The organism is Variovorax sp. RTB1, from assembly GCF_035018765.1.
Classification (GTDB): Bacteria; Pseudomonadota; Gammaproteobacteria; order Burkholderiales; family Burkholderiaceae_C; genus Variovorax.
In genome coordinates this window covers 61,140-82,001 of the sequence record NZ_JASJXG010000007.1, presented here as the reverse complement: position 1 = coordinate 82,001, position 20,862 = coordinate 61,140, and the positions used below count along the sequence as shown (strand labels likewise).

Annotated in this window: 20 protein-coding genes; 5 read left to right on the top strand and 15 right to left on the bottom strand. The window is 63.2% G+C overall.

The annotated features are described in order from the left end of the window. Nucleotides 1–5 precede the first annotated feature (5 nt). A complete protein-coding gene (locus QN397_RS07260; RefSeq protein WP_323495398.1) occupies nt 6–1,505 on the bottom strand; it encodes a nucleobase:cation symporter-2 family protein in 1,500 nt (499 codons plus the stop codon). Nucleotides 1,506–1,753: 248 nt separating this feature from the next. On the opposite strand from QN397_RS07260, the gene QN397_RS07255 reads away from it, so the two are divergent. Beyond that, the gene (locus tag QN397_RS07255; protein WP_323495397.1) at nt 1,754–2,071 is read left to right on the top strand and encodes a DUF3606 domain-containing protein; all 318 of its coding nucleotides are present in this window, start codon (nt 1,754–1,756) and stop codon (nt 2,069–2,071) included. A 43-nt stretch (nt 2,072–2,114) separates the two neighbouring features. Here QN397_RS07255 and QN397_RS07250 read toward each other — a convergent pair whose 3' ends face one another. The 5 genes from QN397_RS07250 to QN397_RS07230 form a co-directional block, all read right to left on the bottom strand. Continuing rightward, nucleotides 2,115–3,725 (bottom strand): phospholipase D family protein, encoded by a 1,611-nt coding sequence (locus tag QN397_RS07250; RefSeq protein ID WP_323500546.1) that lies wholly within the window; start codon nt 3,723–3,725, stop codon nt 2,115–2,117. A gap of 63 nt (nt 3,726–3,788) precedes the next feature. Beyond that, the gene (locus tag QN397_RS07245) at nt 3,789–5,021 is read right to left on the bottom strand and encodes a M20 family metallopeptidase (protein WP_323495395.1); all 1,233 of its coding nucleotides are present in this window, start codon (nt 5,019–5,021) and stop codon (nt 3,789–3,791) included. A gap of 14 nt (nt 5,022–5,035) precedes the next feature. Beyond that, nucleotides 5,036–6,814, bottom strand: coding sequence for a 2-oxo-4-hydroxy-4-carboxy-5-ureidoimidazoline decarboxylase (gene uraD, locus QN397_RS07240; RefSeq protein ID WP_323495394.1), 1,779 nt, complete (start codon nt 6,812–6,814; stop codon nt 5,036–5,038). Nucleotide 6,815: 1 nt separating this feature from the next. Further along, complete coding sequence (gene puuE / locus QN397_RS07235) at nt 6,816–7,733, bottom strand: allantoinase PuuE (RefSeq protein WP_323495553.1); 918 nt, start codon at nt 7,731–7,733, stop codon at nt 6,816–6,818. Nucleotides 7,734–7,848: 115 nt separating this feature from the next. Continuing rightward, on the bottom strand, nt 7,849–8,529 hold the full coding sequence (locus tag QN397_RS07230) for a GntR family transcriptional regulator (protein ID WP_416352132.1): 681 nt from the start codon (nt 8,527–8,529) through the stop codon (nt 7,849–7,851). Between the two features lie 80 nt (nt 8,530–8,609). Here QN397_RS07230 and uraH point away from each other — a divergent pair, with 80 nt between their 5' ends. Further along, nucleotides 8,610–8,960: a hydroxyisourate hydrolase gene (uraH, locus tag QN397_RS07225; RefSeq protein ID WP_323495393.1), complete on the top strand. Its 351-nt coding sequence runs from the start codon at nt 8,610–8,612 to the stop codon at nt 8,958–8,960. Between the two features lie 27 nt (nt 8,961–8,987). On the opposite strand, the gene QN397_RS07220 is transcribed toward uraH, so the two are convergent. After that, nucleotides 8,988–9,482 (bottom strand): hypothetical protein, encoded by a 495-nt coding sequence (locus QN397_RS07220; protein WP_323495551.1) that lies wholly within the window; start codon nt 9,480–9,482, stop codon nt 8,988–8,990. A 140-nt stretch (nt 9,483–9,622) separates the two neighbouring features. Here QN397_RS07220 and xdhC point away from each other — a divergent pair, with 140 nt between their 5' ends. Continuing rightward, nucleotides 9,623–10,429, top strand: coding sequence for a xanthine dehydrogenase accessory protein XdhC (xdhC, locus tag QN397_RS07215; RefSeq protein WP_323495392.1), 807 nt, complete (start codon nt 9,623–9,625; stop codon nt 10,427–10,429). Nucleotides 10,430–10,614: 185 nt separating this feature from the next. Continuing rightward, nucleotides 10,615–11,820: a urate hydroxylase PuuD gene (locus QN397_RS07210; RefSeq protein ID WP_323495391.1), complete on the top strand. Its 1,206-nt coding sequence runs from the start codon at nt 10,615–10,617 to the stop codon at nt 11,818–11,820. Between the two features lie 111 nt (nt 11,821–11,931). Here the strand turns inward: QN397_RS07210 and QN397_RS07205 are convergent, their stop codons facing one another. The 8 genes from QN397_RS07205 to QN397_RS07170 all read right to left on the bottom strand — a co-directional run bounded on the left by QN397_RS07205 (nt 11,932) and on the right by QN397_RS07170 (nt 20,013). After that, on the bottom strand, nt 11,932–13,461 hold the full coding sequence (locus QN397_RS07205; protein WP_323500545.1) for a malonyl-CoA synthase: 1,530 nt from the start codon (nt 13,459–13,461) through the stop codon (nt 11,932–11,934). Between the two features lie 23 nt (nt 13,462–13,484). Further along, on the bottom strand, nt 13,485–14,846 hold the full coding sequence (locus tag QN397_RS07200; protein WP_323495388.1) for a TRAP transporter large permease: 1,362 nt from the start codon (nt 14,844–14,846) through the stop codon (nt 13,485–13,487). Next, on the bottom strand, nt 14,843–15,439 hold the full coding sequence (locus tag QN397_RS07195; protein ID WP_416352131.1) for a TRAP transporter small permease: 597 nt from the start codon (nt 15,437–15,439) through the stop codon (nt 14,843–14,845). Before QN397_RS07195 ends, QN397_RS07200 begins: the two co-directional genes overlap by 4 nt. Beyond that, nucleotides 15,436–16,461, bottom strand: a complete 1,026-nt coding sequence (gene dctP, locus QN397_RS07190; protein WP_416352130.1) for a TRAP transporter substrate-binding protein DctP — start codon at nt 16,459–16,461, stop codon at nt 15,436–15,438. The genes QN397_RS07195 and dctP overlap by 4 nt, the downstream gene beginning before the upstream one ends. Nucleotides 16,462–16,501: 40 nt before the next feature. Next, nucleotides 16,502–17,953 carry a malonyl-CoA decarboxylase gene (locus QN397_RS07185; RefSeq protein WP_323495387.1) on the bottom strand — a complete coding sequence of 484 codons (1,452 nt, stop codon included), beginning with the start codon at nt 17,951–17,953 and terminating at the stop codon, nt 16,502–16,504. Continuing rightward, complete coding sequence (locus QN397_RS07180) at nt 17,950–18,618, bottom strand: GntR family transcriptional regulator (RefSeq protein ID WP_323495386.1); 669 nt, start codon at nt 18,616–18,618, stop codon at nt 17,950–17,952. Before QN397_RS07180 ends, QN397_RS07185 begins: the two co-directional genes overlap by 4 nt. Nucleotides 18,619–18,822: 204 nt before the next feature. Further along, the gene (locus tag QN397_RS07175) at nt 18,823–19,071 is read right to left on the bottom strand and encodes a hypothetical protein (protein WP_323495385.1); all 249 of its coding nucleotides are present in this window, start codon (nt 19,069–19,071) and stop codon (nt 18,823–18,825) included. A gap of 225 nt (nt 19,072–19,296) precedes the next feature. Further along, nucleotides 19,297–20,013 carry a GntR family transcriptional regulator gene (locus tag QN397_RS07170; protein ID WP_323495384.1) on the bottom strand — a complete coding sequence of 239 codons (717 nt, stop codon included), beginning with the start codon at nt 20,011–20,013 and terminating at the stop codon, nt 19,297–19,299. Nucleotides 20,014–20,034: 21 nt separating this feature from the next. On the opposite strand from QN397_RS07170, the gene QN397_RS07165 reads away from it, so the two are divergent. Beyond that, nucleotides 20,035–20,841 (top strand): enoyl-CoA hydratase/isomerase family protein, encoded by an 807-nt coding sequence (locus tag QN397_RS07165; RefSeq protein WP_416352129.1) that lies wholly within the window; start codon nt 20,035–20,037, stop codon nt 20,839–20,841. Nucleotides 20,842–20,862: the final 21 nt, after the last annotated feature.

Here is a 20,862-nt window from a genome sequence, read left to right as displayed (position 1 = left end):
GTGCGCTAGTGCGCCTCGGCCTGCCGCGCCGCGTTGACGATCGCCTCTTCGTCGTGCGTGGTCCCGTTCAGAAACAGGTTCAACAGCACCGCTGCGATCGACGTCAGCAGGATGCCCGACTCGATCAGCGAGTGGATGCTGTGCGGCATCCACTGCTTGAAGTTGGGCGCAATGAGCGGGATCATGCCGACGCCGATCGACACCGCGACGATCATCGCGTTGTGTCGGTTGGTCTTGAAGTCGACGCCCGACAAAATGCGGATGCCGGTGGCAGCGACCATGCCGAACATCACCAGGCCGGCCCCGCCCAGCACCACGGTGGGCAGTGATTCCACCAGCGCCGCCATCTTGGGCAACAGCCCCAGCACGATGAGGATTACGCCGCCCGCCACGCAGACGAAGCGGCTCTTTACGCCCGTGACGGCGACCAGCCCGACGTTTTGCGAGAAGCTGGTGTACGGAAAGGTATTGAAAATGCCGCCGATCAGCGTGCCCAAACCGTCGGTGCGCAGGCCGCGCGCCAGGTCTTGCTGGCTGATCTTGCGGTCGGTCATTTCACCCAGCGCCAGGAACATGCCGGTCGATTCGATCATCACCACGATCATCACGAGCGTCATGGTGAAGATCAAAAACGGATCGAACTGCGGCATGCCGAAGTGGAACGGCAGCACCACGTCGACCCACGCCGCCTTGCCCACCTTTTCAAAGGTCATGATGCCCATGGCCGTCGCGACGACGGCACCGATCACGATGCCCAGCAGCACCGAGATGTTGGCGATGAAGCCCTTGGCGAACTTGACGATGAGCAGAATCGAGACCAACACCAGCGCCGCGATGCCGACCCCCGTGAGGTCGGCGTACCTGGGGTTGGGCACCGTCGGCAGCAGGGCCAGGCCCTTGGGTATCGGCGGGATCGCGGAGCCGGGCGAGGTGACGTCGGCCAGCCACTTGGCGTAGGCCGGGTCGACGACCGTCGGCGCGGTCGGGCCGAACGGGTTGCCGAAGATCCAGTTGATGCCGACGCGCATCAGGCTGATGCCGATGACCGCGATGATGGTGCCGGTGACCACCGGCGGAAAGAACCTCAGCATTCGGCTCACCAGCGGGGCGATCAGTATGGAGATGATGCCGGCGCCGATGATCGAGCCGAACAGCAATTGCGCTCCGGACTGGCCCGGGTTGGTACTGGCGATGGCGACCATCGGTGCCACCGACGCAAAGGTCACGCCCATCATCACCGGCAGCTTGACGCCGAACCACTGCGTCGCACCGAGCGACTGAATCAAGGTGGCGATGCCGCAGCAGAACAAGTCGGCCGAGATCAGCAGCGCGACCTCTTCAGGGCTGAGCTTGAGCGCGCGGCCGACGATGAGCGGCACCGCGACGGCGCCCGCATACATGACCAGCACGTGCTGCAGGCCCAGGGCAGCTAGCTTGCCCGCTGGGAGGTGTTGGTCCACGGGATGAACGGCCGGGTGAGCCGCTTGCAAAAGTGAATCCGTCATGCCATGTTTCCTGTTCACCAAGTTGTACGCGAAACTGTATACAAAGTATCGGACTGGCTGAATAGCGAGAAACCCGCACGCTCTGCGGCGCCGGGTTCGTTTTGCAGCGTCGCCGAGGCGGGGTTGCAAGCTTCACGCCAGCCGGTGGCCGCGGGGCCGCCGTAGGACTTGGCGCTAGGCCACGATGTCATCGTGATCCGAAGACTCCCCGGGTCCGTAGACCAGGGACACACAGTCTCAAGGCCCTCATGGACATCCCGAACAAAGCTTGCCTGTTGAAACAATTTCAGTCGCTGTCCGCCTCTGTGCAGGCGCCACACCCGTGCTCACCCGAACTCGGGCTTCTCTCCTTCGAGCTTGCCGATGTAGACCGCAAGTGGGTGGCGCTGGACGATCCGGTGACTGCCCAGTCCTGGATTGCACAACTGGGATGCACGCATTTGGAACTCGAGGCGGCGGTCCATGCTGTCGGCCACTCCTCAAGGCAGGTCAGCAGTTACCTTGCCCAGATGAGCGGCGACAGGCAGCCGCACCACCCAGCGGACGCGTATCAGGCGGTCCCGTGACGCTTCAGCTGGCGCACGCCCAGCACGCGCGCGTCCGGCCTGATCACAGCTCCTTCTCCGGGATGAACGGCCCGATCAGGCGCAGCCAGAGGCGCTGCCACGTCGTTGTTTCAGGCGGTACGTCGTAGACGACCTGCGTGCCGTCTTCGTTTTTTTCGAGCCACTCGACTTTCTGGCCATCGGTGCTCAAGCGCAATTCGTAAGAACTGCCGGCGTCGCCGAAATCGTCGAGTTGTCGGGCCATCTCCGCGCTGTCGATGATCATTCCGAGTTCGGTGTTGAGCTCAGCCGACCGCGGATCGAGGTTCATCGAACCCAGGAACACCTCCTTTTGGTCGACGATGGCGTTCTTCATGTGCAATGCGCCCGTGCGGCTGCCGAAAATGCCGAGCTTGTGGCGCTTGACGCTGAGCGAGGGGCTCAGCTCCCACACCTTCACGCCTGCCTGCAGGAGCGTTTTAACGTGTGCCTCGTAGCCCACGTAAACCCACGCCTCGTCGGTCGAAGCGAGTGAGTTGGTGATGAGCTCGACACCCAGTCCGGCCCTGCGTGCGCCGACCAGGCTGGCCACCGCGCTGTCGCTCGGGACGAAGTAGGGCGACACCATCTTGATGTTGTTGTGAGCGGTCATGAACCAGCCGATGACCGCTTCGATCACCGTTCCCTTGATCGAGTGGTGCGTCTCGTTGAAGCCTTCGGTCTTAGTGACCGGATCGAACACGACTCGCGCTTTTGCCAGCAGCAGCGGGCTCAACGTCCCGCGCGCCAGTTCGAACGGAAGGTTCAGCATGGGAACGAGTTCGAGCGGCAACAGGCTCGGCTCGCCATCCGTCGGATCGCGCGGCCTGCCGTCGACGGGAATCTCGCTCGCCCGCGGCGGCGCGGCACTGCCTGTGTCGCGCTCGAAGGCCTGCTGGAGCTGGACGCGAGTCGCATCGCTGCGGGCAATGCTCTGCACTGGAAATACCACTTCGCTGTTCCAGTACACGTCGAACGCATGCGACAGGTCGCGCACCATCGGACCGGCGACGAAGGTGTCCATGTCGATGAAGTTGCTGCCGGCGGCGTTGGTCACGTATTCGTCGGCCATGTTCCGGCCGCCCGCCACGGCCGCGACGTTGTCGGCGATGAAGAGCTTGTTGTGCATGCGCCGGTTGACGCGGGCGAAGTCGAAGCCGGAACGTATGTAGCGCGTGACGTCGCTGCCGCGTCCGGCCGGGAACGGATTGAACAGGCGGACCTCGACGTTCGGATAACTGGCCAGGCCCAGCAGGAGTTCGTCTTCCCCCGCGGTGTACAGGTCGTCGATCAGCAACCGAACGCGGACGCCTCGTGCGGCTGCATCGCGCAATGCTCGCATCAGTGCGCGGCCGGTGTTGTCGCCTTGCAGCAGGTAGTACTGGACGTCGACGCTGCGGGTCGCAAGCCGGGTCAGCTCGATGCGTGTCGCGAAGGAATTGGGACCGTACGGTTGCAACCGGAAGCCGGAGCGGTCGTCACCAGGCGCTGCCGGCAGCACCTTCTGCGTGATGGCGGCGAGCGGTGTCTGCGCGTAGTCGACGATGGCGGCCGTTGCAGCCGGGCGAGGCAGCGATGGCAGACCGGCACACGCGCCCAATGCGGCGGTTATGCACAACGGCAACGCAATGCGCATGAGGTGAGCGAACCGTGCAAGCCACCGGGAGAACGTTCCGCGGTGTGCACGCACGTCTGCCCTTCAGGCCAGCAAATCTGCCAGCGTCCGCGCGATCACCTTGGTGGCCCGACGCAGGTCTTCGAGCAGCACCCGCTCGTCGTTGCGTTTGGCGTGCGACTCGAGCACGGTACGCGGGCCGGCGCCGTAGATCACGCCCGGGATGCCGGCCTCGGCGTAGAGCCGTACGTCGGTGTAGAGAGGCGTTCCCATCGCCTTGATCGGTTCGCCGAAGATGGCTACGCCGTGCTTCTGGATCGCGTCGACCAGCGGCTTGTTGCCGGGCAGCGGGCGCATCGAATTCGCGAGCAGCAGGCGTTTGATGCCAACGGTGATTCCAGTGGATTCTGCTGCCGCATCGGCAATTACTTTGCGGATGGTGGCCTCGACGTCGACCGGGTTCTCTTCCGGGATCATGCGGCGGTCGAGCTTGAAGACGACCTTGCCGGGCACCACGTTGGTGTTGGTGCCGCCTTCGATGCGGCCGACGTTGAGGTAAGGGTGCGTGATGCCCTCGACCTTGGACGTCACCTTTTTATAGAGCGCGTTCTGCGCATAGAGAGCATTCAGGATTTTGGTCGCGCCCTGCAATGCGTCGATGCCGGTGTCAGGAATCGCGGCGTGTGCCATCTTGCCGTGCACCGTTACTTCCATCTGCAGGCAGCCGTTGTGCGCGGTGACCACTTCGTAGCTGAAGCCAGCAGCGATCATCAGGTCGGGCTTTGTCAGGCCGTTCTTCAGCAGCCAGCCCGGGCCGAGAAGGCCACCGAATTCCTCGTCGTAGGTGAAGTGCAATTCGACGGTGCCCTTGCTCGGCCTGGCGACGGCTTCGAGCGCGCGCGTTGCGAAGGTGAAGCTGGCGAAGTCGCTCTTGCTCACCGCCGTCGCGCGGCCGTAGATGCTGCCGTCGTCTACCTCGCCACCGTAGGGGTCGTGCGTCCAGCCTTCGCCGGGCGGCACCACGTCGCCGTGCGCATTGAGTGCGACCGTGAGGCCTTCGCCTGCGGCGCCGTACTGTCGCCGCACGATCAGGTTGGTGATCGATTCAAGTCCGTAGTCCGCGACCTCCTGCGCCGGCACCGGATGCTTCTCCGCCTCGAAGCCGAAGTCCTTCAGCAATTCAGCAGTGCGCTCCGCATGCGGCGCGTTGTTGCCCGGTGGCGTGTCGGTCGGCACGCGCACCAGCTGCTGCAGAAATTTCACTTCGTCGTCGAAGTGCGCATCGATCCAGGCGTCGAGCCTTGCGTAGTCGGTCATTAGGTTGTCGGGGTTCAGTGCGTCTGTTCCAGCGCCAGGTTGTCGAGCAGAAGCGAGAAGGCTTCGACCGCCAGCTGGATGTCGTCGTTGGTGCTCGATTCGAGCGGGTTGTGGCTGATGCCCGAGTTGATCCCGCGCACGAAGAGCATCGCTTGCGGCATGACTTCGTGCAGCTTCATCGCATCGTGGCCGGCACCGCTGGGCATGCGGAACAGTGGAATGCCAAGCGCGTCGACCGCCTTCTCCCAACGCTGCTGCCATTGCGCATCGCTCGGCGCGGCGGCGGCGCGCATCGTTTCTTCGAGCGTGTAGCGCACCGCGCGGCGCGCGCAGATGTCCTTCAAGGCAGCCAGCACATCATCGACCACCGCATCGCGCTGCGTGTTGTTCGGCGCGCGAATGTCGAGGCTGAACTTGCAGCTGCCGGGTACGACATTGATGGAGCCGTTGGGCACCTGCAGCATGCCGACCGTGGCAACAGAATCGCCATCTTTGCCGGCGCGTTGTTCCGCGAACAGGATGAGTTCCGACACCGCTGCGCCTGCATCGCGGCGCCGGCCCATCGGCGTGGTGCCGGCGTGGCTCGCCATGCCGATCACTTCGCCGACGTAGCGCACGCTGCCGTTGATCGATGTCACGATGCCGAGCGGCAAGTCGAGCTCGTTCAGCACCGGGCCTTGCTCGATGTGGACCTCGACGAAGCCCAGGTATTTCTTCGGGTCGCGCTGGATCTTCGGGATGTCTTCGGGGTTCAGCCCGGCGTGCGCCATCGCATTGCGCATGGTCACGCCATCGGCATCCTGCTGATCGAGCCAGGCTGGATTGAAGTGCCCGATGAGCGCGCCCGATCCCAGAAAGGTCGCCTTGTAGCGCTGGCCTTCTTCTTCGGCAAAGCCGACGACTTCGAAGGCGAAGGGCAGGCGGCGGTTCAGCTTCTTGAGTTCGCGCACGCAGGCCATCGGCACGAAGATGCCAAGCCGTCCGTCGTACTTTCCGCCATTGCGCACGGTGTCGTAATGCGAACCTGTGATCAGCGCTTTCGCATCGGTTGTCGTCGCCTCGTAGCGGCCGACCACGTTGCCGACCGCGTCGATCCCGACGGTGTCGAAGCCGCAATCGCGCATGCCCTGCGCGAGCTGCGCGGCGCAGGCGCGGTGCGCGTCGGTGAGGTAGGTGACGGTGAGCTGGTCGAGTTCGGCATAGCCCGGATCGGAGTGCACCGACAGCGCCTCCTGCCAGTCCCACACATCGTTGCCGAGCGTCGGTACGTGGGCGAACTTGTCGCCGAGCCGAATCTCGGCGATGCGATGGATGTTGCGCAGCGCCTCGCCCTGTTCGAACGACGGATGGTGATGCACGCGCCGCTCGAAGGTGTCGATGATCTCGCGCTTGGAGAGGCCCGTGCCGCGCGGTCCTCGCACGGCCAGGATGAACGGAAAGCCGAACTTCTGGCCGTAGCTGGCATTGAGTCGGCGGATGTGCGCCAGTTCTTCGCCCGTGCAGTTCGTGAGTCCGGCCTTGCCTTGCTCGTGGGTCGATTCGGCGGTGAGCGTGTTGCTCTCCATCTGCTTGCCGGCGAGCTCCGGATGCAGGCGGATCAGCGCAAGCTGCTGCTCTGCGGTGGCACCGGTCACGGCCTGCGCCATCGCGTGCTTCAGGTGCTGCAGCGAGCGGAAGGGCCGCGCTTGCAATGCCTTCTCTGCCACCCAGGGCGAGTGCTCGTAGATGCCGTCGAGCAATGCAACGGCTTGTGCCGGCGGGGCGGCGTTCAACTGGTCGATGGTGAGGGCCATGTCAGGCTTCGATGGCCGTGGGAACGAAGGGATGCACCTGCTTCCAGTGCCGCGCAATATCGATGCGTCGGCAAATCCATACGCGCTCGTGACCTTGCACGTAGTCCAGAAAACGCTTGAGCGAGCCGATGCGGCCGGGCTTGCCGAGCACGCGGCAATGCATGCCGATGCTCATCATCTTCGGTGCTTCCTCGCCTTCGGCATAGAGCGCATCGAAGCTGTCTTTCAGGTAGTTGAAGAAGTGGTCGCCGGTGTTGAAGCCTTGCGCTTGCACGAAGCGCATGTCGTTGCAATCGAGCGAGTAAGGCACGACGAGATGCGGCACCACGCTGCCATCGGTTTTGGTCACCTGCGCATAGAACGGCAGATCGTCTCCGTAGTAGTCGCTGTCGTACTCGTAGCTGCCCTGGTCGACGACAAGACGGCGCGTGTTGGGGCTGTCGCGGCCGGTGTACCAGCCGACCGGCCATTGCCCGCCCGTCATGTCGCGGATCACCTGGGTTCCGATGTCGATGTGACGCTTCTCTGTGGCGATCGGCAGGTTCTGGTAATGAATCCAGCGCAGTCCGTGGTTGGCGATTTCGTAGCCGTTCTTCATGAAGGTGTCGAGCAACTCGGGGTAGCGCTGCAGCGCCATGCCGACGCCGAATACCGTCAGCGGCAGGCCACGCGATTCGAACTCGCGCAGGATGCGCCAGACACCGGCGCGCGAGCCGTACTCGTACATCGACTCCATCGTCATGTGGCGGTTTTCGTAGGCTTGCGCGGTGACGAGTTCCGACAGAAATGTTTCCGAGGTCGGGTCGCCGTGCAGCGGATTGTTCTCGCCGCCTTCTTCGTAGTTCAAAACGAATTGCAGCGCGATCTTCGCCTGGCCGGGCCATTGCGCGTGCGGCGGGTTGCGGCCATAGCCGACCATGTCGCGCGGATAGATCTCGGGCGGGCGGTCTGGTTCGTTGTCCTGGCGTTTGTCTTGCCGTTTGTCTTGCCGTTTGTCTTGGGTGGGGGTCATGCGTGGCTCCGGTGGCGGGGTCTCAGGACAGCGCCAGGGTGATGTCGTGGGTCGGAACTTTCCGGTCGAAAACGAGATGGGCCTCGACGTGTTCCAGGTGCTCTGCCATGAGGCGTACGGCACGCTCTTCGTCCTTGGCGGCGAGCGCTTTCACGATGTCGGCATGCTCGTCGTTGGAATGCTCGGCAGCGCTGGTGGTCTGGTACATCAGCGTAATGAGGGCGCAGCGCGAGATCAGTTCGCCCAGCATTTGCGCCAGCACCTTGTTGCCCATGAGCTCGGCCATGCGCACATGAAAGTCGCCGAGCAGCTCGGTGCGACCGGAGACGTCTTCACCCGCCACCGCGGCTTTTTCAAGTGCGACATGCTCGCGCAGGGCCTTGATCTTGGCAGGCGTCACGGTCTGCACGAACTCGCGCGTCATCGCGGTTTCCAGCATGCGACGCACCGCGAACACCTGGCGAGCCTCGTCGACGGCCGGCGCCGCGACGAACGCGCCGCGTGCCGGCTCCAGGCGGATCAGCCGATTTTGCGAAAGCTGGAACAAAGCCTGCCTCACCAGGGTGCGAGAGACGCCGAAGTGGTCGGCCAGTTTTTGTTCGGCGAGCTTGCTGCCGGGCTGCAGACGGTGCTCCACTATGGCTTTGGTAAGCGCATCGACAATGGCGCGAGTGCTCGACAGGGTGGCGGGGGCAGCGTCCATGTTTTTGATGATAGACCCAAAGTCAGTAACTGTATACACTTTTGTCCACCGAATGAAGCGACACAAATGAAGGGGCACTTATGGGCTTGAGCACACACGTACTGGACACGATGCATGGCGGCCCTGCTGCCGGCATGTCCGTCGCGCTGTACACCACCGAGGGCGACACCGCCACGCTGGTGCGGCGCTTCACCCTCAATGCCGATGGCCGCAGCGATGGCCCGCTTTACGACAACGACACCATCAAGGTCGGCACCTACCGGCTGGTGTTTGACGTGGCGGGCTACTTCAAGACGCTCGGGGTGAAGTTGCCCGAGCCCAACTTCCTGAACCGCGTGTCGCTCGACTTCGGCGTGGCGCACACCGACCAGCACTACCACGTGCCGTTGCTGGTCAGCCCCTGGGCCTACTCGACCTACCGCGGTTCCTGATCGATGACGCCGATGCGCCTGTGGCGTCTAGAGCTGTCCTTCGGTGAGCGTGTCGAGCTGGAAATGGCCGCCGCGATCCCACAGCCAGGTGTCGGTCCAGGTGACCTTGCCGATGCGCGTGGCCGCCGGAAAAGGCGAAGCCTCCAGCACCGTGCGTTCGATCTCGGCGATCACCTCGGGCGCATGGTTCGGCGCGCGCATCCAGTGCATCGAGAGCACCTTGCCGTTGGTGTCGAGGTTGACCTGCAGCGTGCCGACCGCATAGAGCATCGGCGGCATCTTGCCGTCGTAGATGCGGTCCTTGTTGCCGTCGTAGATGTGGCGTGCGGCGTCCTTGCGATAGTCGCGCGGTGTCGCAGCGACGGAAGGGCGGGGGATCTTTCCTGCCGTGTTGTCCGCGGCGGCGCGACTCAGCTGGCCCGGCACCGGCGAAGTGATGGGCGCGGTCGGGCTGGTGCTGCCGCAGCCGGCAAGCCAGATGGCTCCGACGAGGGCAGTTGCGAACCCAAGATTGCGGGACATCGCCCGACGCAAAAGAGTGGGCAGGCCGGATGGCAAGAAGGACGGCAAGAGAGACTGAAAGTTCATCGGCAGATTTATACCGTGAGCGGGATGACAGGCGCTGACGACGGTTCGACCATTGGCAACCGGAGGTTTCCGTTTTGATCGGCGCCGTCGACGAACTGCTGGCGCGCCTCGCGCACGAAAACGCGGTGTTGGTGCGCGTGACATCGACGCAAGGTTCGGCCCCTCGCGAGGCCGGCACCTGGATGGCGGTGTGGGCGAATGGCCTCACCGGCACCATCGGCGGTGGGCAACTCGAGTTCCAGGCGACCGAAGAAGCGCGCGCCGTGCTGGCCGGCGCGCCGCCCATCGACGGCGTGCGCCGCTACCCGCTCGGTCCGAGCCTGGGCCAATGCTGTGGCGGCGTCATGTTCCTGTCGTACCAGGCGATCGGCGCACGCGATGCGCCAGCGCTCAAGCGGGAATTGGTCGCGCACCTGCCGCCGGTCGCGCTGTTCGGCGGCGGCCATGTCGGCGCCGCGCTCGGGCGGCTGCTCGCGACGCTGCCGTTTTCAGTGCGCTGGATCGACAGCCGCGATGGCGTGTTCCCCGCGGCGCTGCCGGCGCAGATCGACGCCGAGCATTCGGAGCCGGTGCAGGACGCCGTGGCCCAACTCGCGCCCCAGTCGCGCGTGCTCATCATGAGCTTCAGCCATGCCGAAGACCTCGACATCCTCATCGCCTGCCTCAAGCGCCTGAGGGCGCGCGACGACCTGCCGTACATCGGCCTGATCGGCAGCAAGACGAAGTGGGCGACCTTCCGGCACCGACTTGAAGCACGTGGTTTCACCGAAGCCGAGATGAGCCGCGTCACCTGCCCGATCGGTACGCCCGGCATTCACGGCAAGGAGCCGGAGGTCATTGCGGTCGCGGTGGCGGCACAGTTGTTGCAATTCATGGGCTGACCCTCTCGGACGCTCGAAGACGGTTCAAAAAACAGCCCAAAGGCACCTTAAAAGTGTATACACTTCGGTTTACAACAAGCCGCAGCGGAGCGAGTTCCCCTCAAGGAACGGCGTTCGCGGCACTTTCTCTGCTTACAGTGCCCGCGGTGGTGAGCAGGCCAGAACCATTCCGGGGTTGAGCGCAAATGGAAAGTTATTACCTCGACTGGGCCAACCTGCTGCTGCGTTGGGCCCACGTCATCACCGCCATTGCATGGATCGGTGCTTCGTTCTACTTCGTGATGCTGGACAACAGCCTCGAAAAGCCGCAAGACAAGGAATCGCTCGACAAGGGCGTCGGCGGCGAGCAATGGGCGGTGCACGGCGGCGGCTTCTACAACATGCAGAAGTACGGCCTGGCGCCCAAGGTGCTACCGGACCATCTGCACTGGTCGTATTGGGAGAGCTATTCGACGTGGCTTACCGGCTTTGCGCTCTTCACCATGTCGTACCTCTGGAATGCCAGCACGTACCTCATCGACAAGAGCAAGATGGACTGGCAACCCGGTGCCGCCATCGGTGTCGCGCTGGCGTTCTTCGTCGTGTTCTGGATGGTCTACGACAGCATCTGCCAGTTGTTCGGCAAGGGCAAGCACGGCGACACGGTCGTCGGCTTGCTGATCGCGCTTTTCATCGCTTTTGCTACCTGGCTGGCATGCCATTGGTTCGCGGGCCGAGCGGCCTTTTTGCTGGTCGGCGCCATGATGGCCACGACCATGAGCGGCAACGTGTTCTTCTGGATCATTCCCGGCCAGCGCAAGAACGTGCAGGCGCTGCGCGAGGGTCGGCCGGTCGACCCCACGCACGGCGTGCGCGGCAAACAGCGCAGCGTGCACAACACCTACTTCACGCTGCCGGTGCTGTTCGCGATGCTGAGCAACCACTACAGCTTCACCTACACCCACAAATACAACTGGATCGTGCTGCTGCTCATCATGCTGGGCGGCGCGGCCATTCGACAGTTCTTCGTGGTGCGACACCGTTTCAAGTTGGGCAATGCCCGCAACCCGATCGCGTATGCGATGGTCGGCATCTTGGTGCTCGGGCTGACGATCGTCTGGATGAAGCCCGAACCCACTCCTGCGCCGCCGCCCGGCGCGGTGGTGCAGGCTGTCAGCTTCGGTGACGTGCAGAAGGTGCTCGAACAGCGCTGCTACATGTGCCACGGCGCCGCGATGCAGATGAAGAACGTCCGGCTCGACTCACCCGATCAGGTGGCCCTGCACGCGCAGGCGGTGTACCAGCAGGCAGTGGTGACCAAGATCATGCCGATGAACAACGCGACCGGCATCACCGATGCGGAGCGGGCGCTGATCGGGCGCTGGTTCGAGGCGGGGGCCAAAACCCAGTAAGGCCTGGCCCGGCGAGTCCCGGTCGGATCGAGCAGCGCAGCAGCGCGGTAATGCGGTAGCGCGGTAATGCGGTAGCGCAGCCGCCAGAGACGGTCCGCGCCCCTCGTGGCTTCAGGCAAACAGTGCTGCGTACTGTTCCCGCAGCAGCTTCTTCTGCACCTTGCCCATGGCATTGCGTGGCAATTCGCCGACGACGAAGCACTGCTTCGGTATCTTGAAGTTGGCCAGCTTCGACTTCAACTCGGCCAGGATCTTTTGCGGATCGGGCGCCGTGCCCGGCTTGGCAATCACCAGTGCCACACCCACTTCGCCGAAGTCCTTGTGGGGCACGCCAACCACGGCGCTTTCGGCCACGCCGGGCATCTCGTTGATGGTGCCCTCGATCTCGGCCGGATACACGTTGTAGCCGCCGCTGATGATCAAATCCTTGCTGCGGCCGACGATGGTGACGTAGCCACGCGCATCCACAACGCCGACGTCGCCGGTCTTGAAGAATCCGTCGTCGGTGAATTCCTCTTGGGTCTTCTCGGGCATGCGCCAGTAGCCGGCGAAGACGTTCGGGCCCTGGACCTCGATGCCGCCGATCTCTCCCGCCGTCAGCGACTCGTGACCCTCGCCGCGTACCCGCAGCGACACACCTGGCAAGGGGAAGCCGACCGTGCCGCCGCGCCGCTCATCGCCGTGCGGTTCTTCATACGGGTTGGACGTCAGCATGGCGGTCTCGCTCATGCCGTAGCGCTCCAGGATCGTTTGGCCGGTGCGTTCTTTCCACTCGTTGAAGGTCTCGATCAGCAGCGGCGCCGAACCGGCGACGAAGAGCCGCATGTTTCTGCAGGCCTCGCGCGTCAGGCCGGGCTCGGCCAACAGGCGCACATACAACGTCGGAACGCCCATGAAGACCGTCGCTTCGGGCAGCTTGCTGACCACCCGCTTGGGGTCGAACTTCGCCAGCCAGATCATCTTGCTGCCGTTGATCAGCGCGCCATGCAATGCCACGAAAAGCCCATGGACGTGAAAGATCGGCAGCGCGTGAATCAGCACGTCGCCGGGCTTCCAGCCCCAGTATTTTTTCAGCACCCGCGCATTGCTCAGCAGGTTGCCGTGCGACAGCATCGCGCCCTTGCTGCGGCCGGTGGTGCCGCTGGTGTAGAGGATCGCGGCCAGGTCATCGGTCTTCTTGACTGCGACCTGGTGCCGGTCGCTGCAGTGCGCGGCGCGCTCCAGCCAGGTGCCGCTGCGGTCGTCACCCAGCGTGAAGACGTGCGGCACACCGGCCTCGGCGGCGAGCTCGCCGACCCAGCCGACATTCTGCGGGCTGCACACCACGACACTCGGCTCGGCATTGCCGATGAAATACGCCATTTCTCCGCGCTGGTAGGCCGTGTTCAGCGGCAGGAAGACATAGCCGGCGCGCAGCGTCGCCAGGTAGAGCAATGCCGCTTCAACGGATTTTTCGACCTGTACTGCAACGCGTGCGCCCTTCGGCAGCTTGAGCGACGCCAGCAGGTTGGCCATCATCGCGGTGGCCCGTTCGATGTCCTGCCACGTGTAGTTCAGCGGGTGCTCGGTCTCGATGGCAACGCCGGCAAGGTCAGCTGGAAATGCCGCGCGCAAGGCTGAAAAAATATTGTCGTTTTGCATGGCTCGAATCATTGGGAAGGCAATCAGGACTTGGCTGCGATGGCACCCATCACGGCATCCGGTAGCGCGGTGGCGATGCCGGGGAACACGCAGATCAGCACCACCGCCAGCAGCATCAACAGCACGAACGGCAGCACGCCCCAGATGATTTCGTTAAGGGGAATATCGGGCGCGATGTTCTTGATGACAAAGATGTTCAAGCCCACCGGCGGATGAATCAGCCCGGTCTCCATCACGATGGTCATCAGCACGCCGAACCAGATCAGGTCGAAGCCGGCAGCTTTCAGCGGCGGCAGAATGATCGGCGCCGTCATCAGGATGATGCTGACAGGCGGCAAAAAGAAACCCAGCAAGATCACCATCACCAGGACGGTGGCCAGCAGCACCCAGCGCGACAGGTGCATGCCGACCACCCACTCGGCCGTCGACTGGCTGATGTGCAGGTAGCTCATCACGTAAGAGAACAGCAGCGACATGCCGATGATCAGCATCAGCATCGACGACTCCTTGAGCGTGGCGGTGAGGATCGGTGCCACGTCGCGCGGCCGCCAGACGCCGTAGATCACGGCGATCAGCAGCAGCGCCAGCACAGCCCCCAGCCCGGCTGTCTCGCTCGGCGTGGCGAAGCCGCCGTACAGGGCGACCATCACGCCGATCAGCAGCAGCACGAAAGGGACGACACGCGGCAGCATCTCGAACTTCTGCCGCGTGCTGAAGGTCTCGTGCTCCAGCAGCGCCGACGCCGTGCCCGAGCGCGTGTACTCGGCCTCGGCCAGACGGTATTCCTTGCGATAACGCAGCACCGCATAGATCGCGAACAACGACACCAGCAACACCCCTGGAAAGATGCCCGCCAGGAACAGTCGGCCCAGCGATTGTTCGGCCGCCACGGCGTAGAGAATCATCGTCACCGAAGGCGGCAAGAGGATGCCCAGCGTGCCGCCCGCAGCGATGATGCCGGCGGCAAAGCCGGGCGAATAACCGCGCCGGCGCATTTCCGGAATGCCCGCGCTGCCGATGGCCGAGCAGGTCGCCGGGCTGGAGCCGGCCATCGCTGCGAACAGCGCACAGGCGAACACGTTGGCAATGCCCAGACCGCCGGGGATGCGGCCCATCCAGACATGCATCGCGGCATACAGGTCCTGGCCCGCGCGCGATCTGCCGATGGCGGCGCCTTTCAGAATGAACAGCGGAATCGACAGCAGCGTGACGCTGGCCATTTCTTCATAGACGTTTTGCGTGACCGTGTTGAGGGCCGACGCAGGCATGAACAGGTACATGAACAGCACGGCGACGCTGCCCAGCGCGAAAGAAATCGGCGCGCCCGAGAACATGAACAGCAGCGTCATGCCGCCGAAAAACAGCCCTATGGCGAGCATGCTCATGACACCGCTCCGCCCGCCGGCTGGGTCAGTGCGTTGAGGCGGGCACTGAACTGCACCAGCAGTTGCAGGCCGAGCAGGGTCATGCCCACGGCCATGATGCCGTAGGGAATCGTCAACGGCGGCGCCCACGACGAGGACGTGGTCTGTTGCTCGACCCACGCCTCATGAAACAGCGCCCATGACTTCCAGGCGAAAAACGTACAGAACAGCAGGCTCATCAAATCGACCAGCATCAGGCGCCACTTGTCGAGGGATTGGGGCAGCCAGCCGGCCACGGCTTCGATGCCGATATGGCCACGCAGCGACTGCACGTAGGCCGCGCACAGAAAGGTGGCCGCGACGAGGCAGAACACCGCCGCCTCGTCCTGCCAGTCGGTCGAGGCCTGCATGACATAGCGCGAGACCACGCTGTAGGTCAGCACCAGCGCGGCCAGCAACAGGGTCACCATGCCCAGCATGACCATCGCCCGATTGACCCACAGCAGCGCGCGAGCCAACGGTTGCAACGCACGCGGCGTGAACGGATCGATCTGAACAGCGACACGTGGCAATGCCGTGCCGTCGACGGCAGGCGGAATGAACTCGTGGCTCATGCCAGTTTCTGGGCTGCCTTGAGCAGCGCCGCGCAGGACTCGTTTCTGTCGCTGAAATCCTTCCAGGCGGTGGCGCGAGCGATGGTCTGCCATTTCTTCAGCGTGGCTTCGTCCATGTCGACCACCGCCGCGCCGGCCTTGGCGTAGACATCGGCCGCGATCTTGTCGTCGGCACGGGCCGCGTCGCGTCCGAAGATTTCCATTTCGGCGCCGACCGCCATCACCACATCCTGCTGCGCCTTGGGCAGCTTGCCGAACACCTCTTTCGAAATCATCAGTGGCTCCAGCATGAACCAGTAGGTTTTGTCGCGGCCCGAGGTCAGGTGCTTGGCGATCTCTTCGAGCTTGAACGAGATGAAGCTGGTGCTCGACGTCATGGCCGCGTCCATCGCGCCGGTCTGCATCGACGCGTAGATTTCATTGGAGGGCAAGGTAATGACCGCGGCGCCGGCTTGCTTCAGCATCATGTCCATCTCGCGGCTGCCGCCGCGCACCTTCAGGCCCTTGGCGTCGTCGGGCGTGAGCAGTGCGCGGGTGCGACTGGCGACGCCGCCGGCTTGCCAGACCCAACTGACGATGAGGATGCCCTTGTCGTCCAGCACCTTTGCCAGCAGCTTGCCGACCTCGGCGGTCTTCCACGCGGCCGCCTGCTCGTAGCTCGGCACAAGCGCCGGCATCAGACCGATGTTGGTCTCGGCCACCTCGCCACCGGCGTACGACAGCGGAACCAGGCTCATGTCGAGTGCGCCCTTGCGCATGGAAGAGAACTGGGCGTTGGTCTTCATCAGCGACGAGCCGGCATAGACCGATGACTTCAATGCACCGTTGGTCCGCTTCTCGACTTCAGCCGCAAAGCGGCGACAGAGCCGGTCGCGAAAGTCGCCCTCCGTCAAGGTGCCACCCGGAAACTGGTGCGAGATTTTCAGGCTGCTGCCGCCCGCCTGTGCAAACGAGTTGCCAGCCATTGAACCCAGTGCCGTAGCACCAGCGGTATTCAGAAAGTCGCGTCGTGTGAAAGTCATGTTTGTCTCCTGTCTTACTGTGAAATAAACCAAGCGCGCGTCACATATACAAACCTTCGACCTCGCTGGAAGCCGGGATTTGACCCTGAGCGAGCATGGCGCGGTGCTTGTCCAGGCGTTTCAGGTCGTAGAGGTAATTCACCATCAGTCCGTACGACTGCTTCATGCCTTTGACCGACGGATCGCCGGCCCAGTTCAGGCGTTCGACGCGTGCGCCGTTGCCCAGGTGGAACCGGGCCACTGCGTCCAGCGGCTTGCCATCGAGCATCGCGCGACCGAGGTATTCGGCGGCACACCGCAGCAGCATCTGGCGCACCGGAGAACGAGCGTCCAGTGCCGGCGCAGCGTCAGCGGCGGCCAGGAAGTGATTCGCCAGCGGCGGCTCGAAACCCACAGCGCGGCCGAGTGTCGCCCGTGTTTTTACATCCAGCTTGTCGATCATGGCGCCGGCATTTTTGGCCAGCCAGCTGCGAAAACCGGGAATTGGCGACAGCGTGGCGAACGCCTTCAGCTTGGGGAATTCTTCCTTCAGCGTCTCCGCCACCCGCTTGATCAGCGAGTCGCCAAAACTCACGCCGCGCAAGCCTGCCTGCGTGTTGCTGATCGAATAAAAAATAGCGGTGGTGGCCTTGCTCAGATCGGTGGTGTCGGCCGACTCGTCCAGCAGCGGCGTGATGCTGTCGGTCATGCGGTCGACCAATGCTACTTCGACAAAAATCAGCGGATCGTCCGGCAGGCGCGGATGAAAAAAGCCGTAGCAGCGGCGGTCCGAGTCGAGCCGGTTCTTGACGTCGGCCCAGCTCTTGATGTCGTGCACCGCCTCGTAGCGGATCAGCTTTTCGATCAGCGATGCCGGCGAGTCCCAGCTGATACGGCGCAGCTCCAGAAAGCCCACGTCGAACCAGGTCGAGAACATGTATTCCATCTCGACATCCAGCGCCTGCAGCCGCTTGTCGGACTTGAGGTGCGGCAACAGGTCGGCGCGCAGGTCGACCAGAAAACGGATGCCTTCCGGAAACACGCTGAAGCGCTGCAGCAGACGCCGGCGCGGTGACACGGTGGCACGGCGATAGCGCACTTCTGCGACAGCCTCGTCGGGCGTGCCGACTGCACGGGCGAACTGCGCCTGGGCCAGCTGCGTTTTCTGCGAGTCGGCGACGAACTGCTCGCTCATCAGCAGCCACATGTCGCGTCGCTCGTCCTGCGTGGCGCCGGCGTACCAGCCGGCCACGCCGTGAGCGCGGCGTCCGCCTTCGACTTCGCTGACTTGCGGATCGACGATGGCCTTCAACTCCTGCAGCGTGCGGCGCAACACGCGCGGCGACAGCGCCTCTTCTTTCTGTCGCAAGGTAGCCGCCAGGCGTTCACGCGTACTGCGGGCCGGAGCCGGTGCCGGCATCGCCGCATCTGCAGCGGCCGTCGGCGTTTTCGCTGTCTTCTTGTCACCGCCAAGGCGCGACACGTTGCGGTTGAGCCAGTCCGCTGCGGTCACGATGCAAACCTCGATCGTTGGCTGCGGGCCAGCTCACGCAGCGCGTCGCGTTGCCGCGTCAGGTGGGTTCGCATGGCGGCATCCGCACCTTCGCTGTCGCGGCTTTTAAGCGCTGCGAACACCGTCATGTGCTCCGACAAACTCTGCGCCATCCGGCCCGGTGCGCCCAATGATTGAAGCCGCGACAGCTTGAGGATCTTGCGCAGATCGGCGATGGCTTGCGCCAGCCAGCGGTTGTCTGCCAAAGCGATGATCGCCTCGTGGATGGCGAAGTTGGTCGCGTAGTAGTCCTGTATGCGGCCGGCCTGCGCATGCTCGCTCAGCCGCTCGTGCAGCACAGCGAGGTCGACCAGATCGGCATCGCTGGCATTGCGGGCCGCCTCGTAAGCGCAGCGCCCTTCCAGCAGCGCGATGACCGGGAATATCTCGTCGAGGTCCTGCTCGGTGACTTCACTGACGAAGCAGCCGCGACGCGGTTCATGGCGCAGCAGGCCTTCCGAGGTCAGCACCTTCAAGGCCTCGCGCAGGGGCGTACGCGAAATGTTCAGCCGTTCACAGAGTGCGACTTCATCGAGAAAGCTGCCGGGCGCTAGCGCGCCGGCAAAGATCTGCTCGCGCAAGGTGCTGGCAACTTCTTCGTGAAGGGAGCTCTGGACGAGACGCATGGCGGGTGGGACTCCGGTGTAGTGCGGCCGAGACATTGAGGCTGCACACGGAGGAACGGTAGCAGGTTGGTTGGCACGCCGGTCTCGGTAATTACCCATAATTACGAGTAATTATTAGAGCGGACTTGCGCTCGCTTTGTGGGTGTCACGTTGTTTTGGCGGCGGCAGGTCTCTCGGGGCACACCCTCGTTTGAAGCTGATTGCTTATTCGGGTAGGTCTCTGCCCGCGCGGCCATAGGCGCGCAGCAATGCAGGCCACAGCGATTTTCTTTTTGGCTTGTCGGGGCTCATCGCCTCATCCATCAGTTTCTCAAGATGACCTATGGCTGCTTTCCCTCCAAGGTCACCCAATGCCTCGATAGCACCACTTGCGATGAGCAGGTCTGGGCCATCCGCATGGGCTCTGAGGTGCACCGCCAACTCCGTTTTGGTCGTCGCGTTCAACATCTTCATTCGTACTCCGTAATTTATCTACCCGACTCCACATTTGCATCATTCTTCATTGCTGTGTGGATCAGTCCGGCCAAGCTGACGTCGCGTTTGCGAGCCCCTGCCCGCCGAGCGGCACGGGTTGCCTTTGAGCAGTCTGAAACCAACAACCCATGAAGGCTTCGACAGATTGCCAGACCGAGAAGCGGTTCAGATGCGCGGATCCGGGGAGATGGTCCGGTACACCTGTTAGCCGAGCACGTCCTTTGCGGCCTTGCATGCATTGGCCAACTGCTCACGCATCAGATCGACACAGGCCAAGTCGCCGCGAACCAATGCATTGCGGATCTTCACCGTCTGTGCGAACGATGCTGCCATTCGTCCCTCGCGCGACATTGCAATGCGGCGAAGCCGGCGCACCGGGCCTAGCAAACTGTCGTGAGTGCGATGCAGCACGCTGTTGTCGGCAAGTGACATGACCGTTGCGTAGAAGTCGTCCAGTTCGCGCACGTAGGCGATCGGGTCGGCCGCATCGACCTTCAATCGCATCGTGTCGACCGCCTGGTTCAAGCGCGCACGACCAATGTCATTGATGTTTTGCGCAGCGAGCGCGACTGCAACTCCCTCGAGCGCTGCGCGCACCGTGTAGATCTCGTCGACGTCGCGCACCGTCACCTCGCGAACGAAGACGCCAACGCGGGGGACGATCGTCACCAACCCTTCCCTTTCAAGCTGTGCAAAAGCTTCTCGCACAGGGGTACGGCTGACGCCAAGTTGCTTGGCAAGCTGAATTTCCAGCAACCGGCTTCCCGGGGCGAGCAGATTGCCGACGATGGCCTCTCGCAATGTTGGAACGACAACTGCATCGCTGAGCGCATCCGGTGCTGAAACCTCACGACGAGGCGTCGCGTGATACCGCGTCGCGATTGCCACCAGCTGTTCGTCGGTAGTCAGTCGACTGGTCATGAAGGGCAAGGGAATGTCCACATGGACATCGGTTCAACGTGTGTATACAGTGTATTCACTGAATTCTCTTGGCCGTTAAAGCCGTCAATTATGCAGAACACCTCCTCCTCCGCCCCCGTTTCCATCCAGGAGGCGGACGGCGTCCTGACCTTCACTCTCGACAACCCGTCCGCTGGCAATGAGGTCACCGGGGCAATGTTTGAGGCGATGCTCGGCGCACTTGCACAGCAAGCAGCGCAACCTACGGCGCGGGTGCTCAGACTCCGGGCAAATGGCACAACCTTCTGCACCGGCCGGGAACGTTCCGGCCGGGATGCCGCATCGATTCACGCCGAAGTGTCTCGGCTGATTGCACTCAAAAAGGCGCTGCGCGGCACCTCGCTCATCACCATCGCAGAAGTCCAGGGAGATGCGCACGGATTTGGCCTCGGTATCGCCATCCTCTGCGATTTCACGCTCGTGTCCAGCTCGGCAACCCTCGCGTTCCCGGAAATGCGCAAGGGCCTGCCGCCAGCCGCGATCATGGCCTACCTCGGGCGCTACAGCCTGCCTAAGGCATGCTTTCCACTGGTCCTTTTCGGCGATGCGTTCACGCCTGCGCAAGCACTTGAAGCCGGTTTCGTTACCCGCGTCTGTGCACCTGATGCATTGACCTCCGATGCAGAGACCATCGTCAATCGAATCCTGTCCTTGGATGCAGATGGCGCGCGTCAATGCAAGGGGTTCTTTCAACAAGCTGAGGAGGGCACGCTTGAGCAGAACTTCAACTTGGCCACCGAGACGCTGGTTGTCCGCAGCCTTCGTCTGATGGACCAAGCCCGCAAGTGATTTAGACCGCGCAGACCGCGC